The sequence below is a fragment of the Neobacillus drentensis genome (genome assembly GCF_036962765.1).
Classification (GTDB): domain Bacteria; phylum Bacillota; class Bacilli; order Bacillales; family Cytobacillaceae; genus Neobacillus; species Neobacillus drentensis_C.
Window position 1 is genome coordinate 1 of the sequence record NZ_JBALOS010000179.1, and the last position, 9474, is coordinate 9474.

Genomic DNA, 9474 nt, shown 5'->3' on the forward strand with positions numbered 1-9474 from the left:
AGTGGTGCCTGACACCCTTTTACTAATTTTGTAAATTTTTCTTTCTAGTAATCTTGTAATTTGATGGACCGAACCTTTCCGTCCTGTCCACCCGCGACGAGGAAGTTCCCTGATTCAACTGGTGTTGAGTAAGTATAGGCTGTTGAGAAGCGGTATCTGTCAACGATAGAACCATCCTTTGGATTGAGGCCTGTCACCAGACCGTTTACACCAGTTACATATACAGTATTTTCGGCCAAAACTGGTGATGCGTTAAAAATACGTTGCTCAATTGTCGTCTTCCAATGCACCACACCGGTTGCAGGATCAACAGCAAACACCTTCCCCCACTCATCGGTCAGTATAAGGATTGGATTAGGCCCTGACAGGATAAGCGGACTCGAATAAAGGAAGCCGCCCTTCAGACGCCAAACCTCCGCACCTGTCGTACAATCCAAAGCATAGGCATTTGTTACATCACCAATGAGTACTAACTTGCCGCCATCTGCACCCGCATGCAAAAGTTCAGCCTTGGAGGCCCATGGACTGTATAGAAGTGTACGGTATGGAGCTTCTTTACTGGCAATTGTTTTACTCCAGATTACACTTCCAGTTGAAACATCCATAGCCTGGACTTTGCCATCTCCAGAGCCAATAATGGCCAAACGCCCATCAGAGGCTGGCTTCGCGGCAGAAAATCCTCCCATTGAAGTACTCCAAAGAAGTGTACCGGTTTCAGCATTAACTCCTGCCATCATCCTGCCTGCTGGAACCAGGACTGTACCTGAACCACCATTAGCAGATTCAATGTAGAGAGGAGTGCCCAAAATCGGTTTTGGTAATTGACATGTCCATATTTCACTGCCTGATTCTGTATCGAGAGCATACAAAGTGTGGTCGGCAGAACCCGCAAGAACAAGATTCTGTTTTTCGTTAACGGCAGGTGTACCAATAACTGCGCCCCTGGTTTTATAGTTCCACTTTATTTTTCCGGCGTGTTCCGGATCTAAAGCCACAATTTGTCCGTCCATTGTGGCTGCCACGACCAGTGAAGAGGATCCATTTTTTCTCTTGACTGTAATGAGGTCTGCCTGAATAGGGCTACTTAGTTCCTGTTCCCAGTTAACTCGTGATTTTGAAAGAACCCCTTCTGATTTGGTGTTTGGAACTTCACGGAACTCGTCCCAGAATTCCCCCTTTGTGTTGGTCACCCTAACCTGGAGCAAGTAAATACCTGAAGCCATTTTGCTTGTATCTACATTGGCCTTCCAGTTAAGGCTAGAACTTGCTGCCGGGAAAAGATCCTTCCATTCACCTGCATTCTTACCCGCATATGGATATTCCGGCCAAAATTGATATTGGACCGATTGGATACTCGTTTTTGGACTAAGCTCAACATGTAAAAAACCAGTTCCAGACCCATCTTTAGGTTCAGAAAAATGAACTAATTTCGGTTTTTCGTATTGTGCCGTCTTTACTCCTTCAAGTGGAATTTCAACAAGAAGCGTTTTTTCGGAATTGGCAGAGTTGGTAAACTCAGCATGGTAAACAGCTAATAATGGAGAACCGTTTGATGCTGTCTTTTTTTCCACCCAATGGTACACAGCGCGATCCTTTGCTGCAGGAAGGGCAATCAAAGTCATCCCATTCTGTTTCCAAACTTCTTCCCGATGAATATGACCGGTAAAAACGGCTCGAACATTATAGCGCTCTATCACTTCAAAAAATTTATTTTCATTCGAAATATAATAATTATCGTTGCCGATTGGATAATGCAAATAAACGACAACTGGCATATGCAACCCAGTCTTTTGCAGATCCTTTTCCAGCCATTTCAACTGGGATGGCGTAAAGAATCCAGGTTCCTGAAGAAGCTGAGTTGGATCCAAAGCAATAAAATGAATCCCTCCATGATCAAAGGAATATTGTGATTCTCCAAACAGGTCATTATACAATTCTCCTGCCCATTCATCCCAGCGTACTTCATGGTTTCCAGGTACGGCAAAGATACGATTATTCAGCGTAGCAGGAACAATTTTATTGTATTCCTGGTATTCTTCCGCCAATCCTGCTTCGACCACATCACCTACATGAAGGATAAATTCTGCTTTTGGACTGCTAGAAATAGAAATCTCATTAAAAATGGTACGAAGTCGCTCACTGCGCACCGGTATGTAAGGGTCGATATGGGTATCAGCAATAATGGCAAATGAAAAATCCTGATCCTCCGCAAATGCCAAAGAGCCCAATGGAAGCTGGCTCAACAATGCAACTCCAAAAATTCCTCCTGTCTTTTTCAAGAAAGCTCTGCGATCAATTGGGTCACTTTTCCATTTCTTAGGTTCCTGTTTCATCGAATTCCCTCCAGATTATTGCAATATTACCATCATTATAAAAAAGCAGTATTAAACTAGTGTTAACGGACCTTTGAAATAATGTAATATTTTTGTTAACTATATAAATGGACAAAAACAAAAGAAATAGAGCAGGCGCATGAATCATCATGCGCCTGCTCTATTTGCATACTATGTTGTTGCACCGGAAACTAATGACCGAGTTCCAACCGTCTTATTAGTAATCATCAGTTTTTGTAAATTCCGAAAAGATAATAGAGTAATATAAACAACAACAGCCGTTTGCAGCAACTTAAGTTATCATAGGTCATTTATCCCGCAAAAATAGTTCTATTTCCCATATAACCCTATAAGAAAAAGGTCCTGTTTTTGTGCATTTTACTAAATATTAACATTCTATCAATAGCGACTTTACAAATCTCCTATAGTTTTAAATTCGAAATACATAATCTTATAGGAGATGAATGGAGAATGAAAAAGAGTTTGATTGCTGGATTAGCTTGTCTGTCTCTTGCGGTAACTTCAGGAGCACCTTATGCTGTTTTAGCCCACCCTATTGAAACATCTGCTACTGACAATGGACAAACAACCTTACGTCCTCTTACCTCTGATGTAGCCGTAATCGCGCATCGCGGTGCCTCTGCCTACAGCCCGGAACATACACTGACAGCCTATAAGCAGGCTATGACGATGAAGGCTGATTATGTGGAATTCGATTTACAAATGACCAAGGATGGCCAATTGATCGCTTTACACGATGAAACGCTCGCACGAACAACGAATGCAAAGGAACTTTATCCGGACCGTGCACCTTGGCGAGTAAAGGATTTTACTCTCGAAGAAATCCGCCGTCTCGATGCAGGTTCATGGTTTAACAAAGCTTATCCGGATAAGGCAAAAACAGAATATATTGGACAGCATGTACCGACGCTCGAGGAAGCCATCGAATTTGTTAAAAAACATGGGAATGGCAAAGTCGGTCTTTACATGGAAACAAAAGCACCAAGCGTATATCCAGGAATGGAAGAGAAAGTAATTGAAATCTTGAAAAAAACCAATGTCTTGGATGACGAAAAGCTGTTTCTTGAATCATTTAGCGAGGAAAGCCTTCGTAAGCTGAAGACTCTTGCACCTAATGTAAAGCTGATTCAGCTTTATTCAGGAGGTATGCTTGCAGGTAAGGATGTATATCAGGAATTCAAGCGAATCTCTGACTATGCTTCTGGTGTAGGTCCTAGTAAGGAGCTTGTTGTTCCGAAGCTTATGGAAGCCGCTCATCAAAACCAGTTTCTCGTCCATCCTTGGACCGTAAATTCTCAGGATGATATGGTATCCTTGCTCTCTCTTGGTGTAGACGGAGAGTTCACAAACAATCCTGACCTGTTGGATGATTTACTGGACAAGCCGTTTATTTCACATGGAGTGGCCAGCGGAGATATAACCGATTCTTCAGCGATTTTATGGGCACGTACAAACGGAAAAGCTAATGTTAAATTTGAATTATCTACTGACAGCAGTTTTAAAGACAATACGATCGTCAAGACAGGCCGTGCCAATGTAGAGGATGATTATACAGTAAATGTAGAGGTCACCGGATTAAAGGCTGATACCAGGTATTTTTACCGAGCACATGCAGTTTCCAGCAAGTATTCTGTGAACGGTTCATTTAAAACCGCACCGCAGGAAAACAGCTTAAAGCCAATGACAATGGTTTGGGGCGGAGATACTGGCGGCCAGGGAGAGATTCCGCCATTTAAATCGTTCAAAGCAATGGCAGCATTAAATCCGGACTTCTTCCTGTTCAGCGGGGACACCATTTATGCCGATAATAAAACACCGGCTGTGCCTAACCCTCCTTCTAAAACTGTGCAGGATTTTTGGGCAAAATATAAAGAAAACCGTACGGATGCAGGCTTGCGCAGTCTCCTGCAAAAAACAGGAACATATTCTATTTGGGATGATCATGAAGTAACCAATGACTTTTCAGGTCCGTCTCAGGAGTTGACTCCGACAGGCTTGCGTGCATTCAAGGATTATTGGCCAATTTCAGAGGAACGCAGTCAAGCGGACAAGCTTTATCACAAGTATTCATGGGGTAATACAATGGATATGATCATCCTTAACAACCGTGGATACCGCTCACCTAACACTCAGGCAGATGGACCAGATAAAACCATGCTTGGTGATGAACAGTTAAAGTGGCTGGAACAAATGCTTCTTGAGTCGGATGCAAAAGTGAAACTTATCGCGACTTCCGTTCCTATCTCCGTGCCGACCGGAAAAGCAAATTCCAGGGATGGCTGGGCGAATGCAAATCAAATAAACCCAAATGATCAGACCGGATATGAGTACGAGTTCAAAAAAATCTCTGATTTTATCATTGAAAAAGGAATCAAAAACGTGTTTTTCGTTACGACGGATGTCCATTTTGCCGAGATCATCAAATATGATGCCAATAAGGATGGAAAAACCGATTATAACGAGCTAATCAGCGGTCCGATCGGAGCTGTAAAAGGTAACCCTGGTACATTGGATCCGACCTTTGGTCCGGAGAGATTATATGCCGAAGGGAATTTCTTTAACTACGGTGTGTTCAAGGTAGATCCCGCAAGGAAGCAAGCTACAGTGGAAATCCAGGATGAGAACGGAAAGACTCATTTTAGCCATTCTTTCCAGCTGGAAGATTAAAATATAGTAACCGAAAACCAGGAGACTGGTCTCTCGGTTTTATCAAACACTAAGAAGCACCGGGCCGCCGCCTGGTGCTTTTTTCAGCGATATCAAATCCTTCCCCACCGTTCAGCGGGAGGCCATATATTCAAGGGTTTGGGCATTGCTTGCACTTATAAAACGCATCACATATTTTAATAATGATTTTTTTAAATAATAATAAATTCATTATATATCCTGTAGAGAATAATAGTTTGTTAATTCGAATTTTATAAATTGTTAAAAAATTTTCTTGTAATCTTTCATTAAAATTGTTACTATTACGTACATAAAAATTACATGACAATACTATTGGTCTGACAATATTACTATTTTAGTATTGATTCACTCAACTATGAGCAAGCAGGAGGTTCTTACTATGGGCAGAAAATTCATCAAATTATTATTGATTGTACTCCCTCTTATTTCTCAATTAGCGGTCCTACCTTTCGTCAATCGAATGGACCCAATTATTTTAGGATTACCCTTCCTTCAATTTTGGCTATTTTTATGGATCGTTTTAACACCTTTATGCACGTTTGGAATTTATCAACTTCAGAAATCAGAAGGGAGTCTTGACGAATGAAGGGAAATTTGACAGCTTTGTTAATCACCGTATTCATTATCTTGACCGTTGTTTTGATTGGATTTATAGCAGGGCGAAATAAATCATCAAGAAGCTCAGTAGAGGAATGGTCTGTTGGAGGCAGACGCTTTGGCGGATTGCTAGTTTGGTTTTTAGTAGGAGCTGATTTATATACAGCTTATACATTTTTAGGACTAACAAGTACATCTTATGCAGCGGGAAGTCTTGCCTTCTTTGCAATTCCATATTGTATTATCGCCTATTTTGTTTCTTACTTTTACCTTCCTAAACTCTGGAAAGTAGCGAATAAATTTAAGCTAACCACACTAGCGGATTATGCGAGAGACCGTTTTGACAGTAAACTTCTTTCTTCTATGATTGCAATTGTCGGCGTATTGATGCTTATCCCATATATTGATTTACAGTTAGCCGGGATTCAAGATACCCTTCAAGTCGCTGGGACAGGTTATATTAATGTGAAGGTTGTCGTTATTACGTCATTCTTACTTGTTGCCCTTTTTACATTCTTTAGCGGAATCAAAGGCCCTACCTATACAGCCATCATTAAAGATGTGCTCGTATGGGCGATTATGTTATTCCTTGTGGTTTCTCTGCCGATTATCCATTTTGGCGGATGGAGCCCGATGATTGATACCCTTGTGAAGGAATCACCTCAATTACTGACGATTCCAACATCAGGCCCGAAAGGCATTCCATGGTTCATGACCGCATCACTTGTTTCTGCCTTAGCGTTATTTATGTGGGCTCATGGAGCAACAGGCGTATTCACAGCGAAAAGTGCGAATGCCGTTCGAAAAAATGCCATGTTCCTGCCTTTATATAACGTGGTCTTAATCCTAGTTATTTTCCTTGGCTTTGTTGCTTACCATGTGTTACCGGCTGGAAGTGATCCGCGTTTTGCCTTTTTAAATCTCATTCAGGTTTCATACGGCGGTATTGGACAAGGTTTAGCTTATTCAACGATTGCCTTGGCATCTTTAATTCCATGCTCGATTATGGCCATCGGTGCTTCCAACTTATTTGCAAACAACATTTATCGTGATTTAATCAATCCAAACGTGAAAGGCGCGAAATTAACGCTTGTCACTCGTTCCATGGTGTTTGTTGTCATCGGTCTTGCTTTATTATTTGGACTGTTATTCCCTACAGCGTTAGTATCTTTACAGCTTTTAGGTGTATCAGGAATGGTTCAGATTTTCCCTGCCATTGTGATCAGCTTATTCTGGAAAAATCAAACCAAAGAGGCAACCATTATTGGATTGCTTGTCGGGTTGGCAACTACATTTACCGTTTATGGAACAAACAGCTCACATGGAATTTATGAAGGGTTTTGGGGATTATCAGCAAACTTATTATCCATTATTATTTTGAATCCTTTTTTCGCGGCAAAAGCGAAAAATCGAACAAATTCTGTAAAAGAGTATTTGTTTAATTCATCAAAACAAAACACAGCCAAGCTTAGAAAAGGTGCATAACTAAACATGTTTAATAGAGTTACACCGTTTGGACCTATGAAGATCCAAACGGTGTTTTTTTGGCATGTTAAAAGAAGAATAGATTTATTGTTGATTTACAAACAAGAACAAAGACCAATCCTTTAGTAACTATAAAATTAGTTATAACAATTAGTTTGAATAGTCATCCAGGAGTTTTTTTATCGATTGGTTTATTTCCTCTATATTCACATTTTTCACTTTCGTATTATTTATTTCATATTTCTTTTTTAACTTCAAAATTCTACTTACACTTTCATTTATTCTTTGTTCAGTAATTTCCCCTTTTTGGACAGCGGTTTTTAAAGAAGAAATGGTTTCCACGATATGGTTATAATCATGCCCTACTAAAATAATATCACTGCCGGCCTTGACTGATTCAACGGAAGCCTTGCCAATCGAATAATGGTCAATAATCGCCCCCATGGTCATGTCATCCGTTATGACAACACCGCTAAAGTCCAGTTGTTTTCTCAAGATCCCTGTTATGATATTTCTGGACATGGATGAAGGAAAATCAGCATCCAGTTTAGGCAATAAGATATGGGCAACCATAACCACATCAGCCCCGCTATTGATTGCCTGCTCAAACGGGATTAATTCGAGTTCTTTAAGTTGCGCAAGGCTTTTATTCACAATTGGCAGCTCTAGATGGGAGTCAACAGACGTATCTCCATGACCTGGAAAATGCTTAATGGTTGGGATAATGTTTTGCGACTGTATACCTTTAAAGGTTTGAATTCCAAGCTTACTAACAATTTCAGAATTATTCCCGAATGACCGATCCCCTATAACCGGGTTTTTTGGATTGCTGTTGATGTCCAGCACAGGAGCAAAATCAAGATTGAAACCAAATTCTTTTAACTCCTTCCCTAACATCGTCCCCACATGATAGGAAAACTGAGAATTATTAATGGCCCCAATTTCTTTATTTGTTGGAAAATTAATTAATCCGCCAGGGAGCCTGGTAACACGCCCACCTTCTTGATCCACTCCTAATAGAAGCGGTAAATTCGGATCACTTTCAGACTTCAGTTGATTCACAAGCTGAACTGCTTGCGTTGGGTTGACTAAATTGTCCTTGTAAAAAATAATCCCGCCAACCTTGTCTTTCGTTAGTAAATTTTTTGTATTGGTATCCATGGTTGTGCCGGAAATACCTGCGATGATCATTTGCCCAATTTTCTCATCTAAACTCATACCTGCTATCAGATCTGATACGCTCTGTTGTTCGTCAGGTTGATTGGAATGATCCGCTTGATTTTTTATTTGTGTATAGACTGAAATATGGTCCACTTTTGGATTCGGCTCCTGATCGGTTGGTTTTGGTAAGATCCACTTTAACTCTGTTAAAGGGGTAACCTGATAAACCAGAATAATTTGGTCATGAGTATCATCTTTGTAGGATCTAATCTCATCTGGTTTTCCGCACGTCTTATTGATTTCATTTTGCCGGATTTTTTGTAAATCAGGATCATATGATCTGATATCTGAGACAACTTCACCCAGATATCCAATGACGACATTTCGATCCACATATTCTTCGTATCTTCCACTTGCAGTTTCCGTTTTTTTGTCCGGTTTTCCCCATTTATCATGTACTTCCTTAATCTTTGTCTTACCTGAAATGAAAGGGATGTTGACCACTTTTCCTTCTTTTGAATGTGAAAAGATTTCCCTACTATAGGCATGTAAATGCTGATTTTTGTCTTCACCTGATCCTGTTGGTACATTTGTTGAGGTTTGGGGTGGTTTAGAGTTTACCTTTGTTGACTGTTTCTCGCCCCTATCCTTATCAAAAGCATAAATACCTACAACTAGAATAATAAGGAAAGATAGGATTGACAAAATAAGTGGTTTCAAGATGGATTTTTTACGTTTTGACATAAAAGGATACCTTTCTTTGGCGAACTCGCCATTTATTTATTGCTAGTCTTACACCATGGCTTGTTTATCCATTATACCTAAATGGAGCGTTAATAACTTGCTGTAACATACACTTTGTATATTACAGCCTTTTAATGAACCTAGAAACCATTCTTTTATGGAACAGAACGCCAGGTAATGAAGGAGATTGAATCGTGTATTTACCGGGATTCCTGCTTTGAATGGGGCTTTTAGAAAAATATTATTTTCTGATTTTTCACTTAGTTTAGAAATATTATTGCAATATAAATGCCACGGATGTAAACGATTTAACATCTCCCTGTTCTTTGTTTCAGAAAATTCTATGTTACTATGATAAAAACTTAGCAACCAAAGAACATGGAGGGTAAAAGAATGCTTAAAAGAATTATATCAATTATAGCAGTTGCTGTACTCTCAGTAACTG

Annotated in this window: 5 protein-coding genes; 3 read left to right on the forward strand and 2 right to left on the reverse strand. The window is 40.1% G+C overall.

All coding sequences use genetic code 11. The features are described from left to right. Positions 1-44: 44 nt before the first annotated feature. Positions 45-2333 (reverse strand): outer membrane protein assembly factor BamB family protein, encoded by a 2289-nt coding sequence (locus V7137_RS21250; protein WP_335699920.1) that lies wholly within the window; start codon positions 2331-2333, stop codon positions 45-47. Positions 2334-2804: 471 nt separating this feature from the next. On the opposite strand from V7137_RS21250, the gene V7137_RS21255 reads away from it, so the two are divergent. The 3 genes from V7137_RS21255 to V7137_RS21265 all read left to right on the forward strand — a co-directional run bounded on the left by V7137_RS21255 (position 2805) and on the right by V7137_RS21265 (position 7124). Then, a complete protein-coding gene (locus V7137_RS21255) occupies positions 2805-5021 on the forward strand; it encodes a glycerophosphodiester phosphodiesterase family protein (RefSeq protein ID WP_335699921.1) in 2217 nt (738 codons plus the stop codon). 400 nt (positions 5022-5421) lie between these two features. Then, positions 5422-5628 carry a DUF3311 domain-containing protein gene (locus tag V7137_RS21260; protein WP_335699922.1) on the forward strand — a complete coding sequence of 69 codons (207 nt, stop codon included), beginning with the start codon at positions 5422-5424 and terminating at the stop codon, positions 5626-5628. Next, on the forward strand, positions 5625-7124 hold the full coding sequence (locus V7137_RS21265) for a sodium:solute symporter family protein (RefSeq protein WP_335699923.1): 1500 nt from the start codon (positions 5625-5627) through the stop codon (positions 7122-7124). Before V7137_RS21260 ends, V7137_RS21265 begins: the two co-directional genes overlap by 4 nt. 150 nt (positions 7125-7274) lie before the next feature. Here V7137_RS21265 and nagZ read toward each other — a convergent pair whose 3' ends face one another. Then, entirely contained in the window at positions 7275-9029 is a 1755-nt protein-coding gene (nagZ, locus tag V7137_RS21270) for a beta-N-acetylhexosaminidase (RefSeq protein WP_335699924.1), read from the reverse strand. Positions 9030-9474 lie beyond the last annotated feature (445 nt).

What these genes read in the sequence shown, in the direction of transcription:
- V7137_RS21250 (WP_335699920.1), bottom strand. Translation starts at nt 2,333, where the DNA reads ATGAAACAGGAACCTAAGAAATGGAAAAGTGACCCAATTGATCGCAGA.
- V7137_RS21255 (WP_335699921.1), top strand. Translation starts at nt 2,805, where the DNA reads ATGAAAAAGAGTTTGATTGCTGGATTAGCTTGTCTGTCTCTTGCGGTA.
- V7137_RS21260 (WP_335699922.1), top strand. Translation starts at nt 5,422, where the DNA reads ATGGGCAGAAAATTCATCAAATTATTATTGATTGTACTCCCTCTTATT.
- V7137_RS21265 (WP_335699923.1), top strand. Translation starts at nt 5,625, where the DNA reads ATGAAGGGAAATTTGACAGCTTTGTTAATCACCGTATTCATTATCTTG.
- nagZ (WP_335699924.1), bottom strand. Translation starts at nt 9,029, where the DNA reads ATGTCAAAACGTAAAAAATCCATCTTGAAACCACTTATTTTGTCAATC.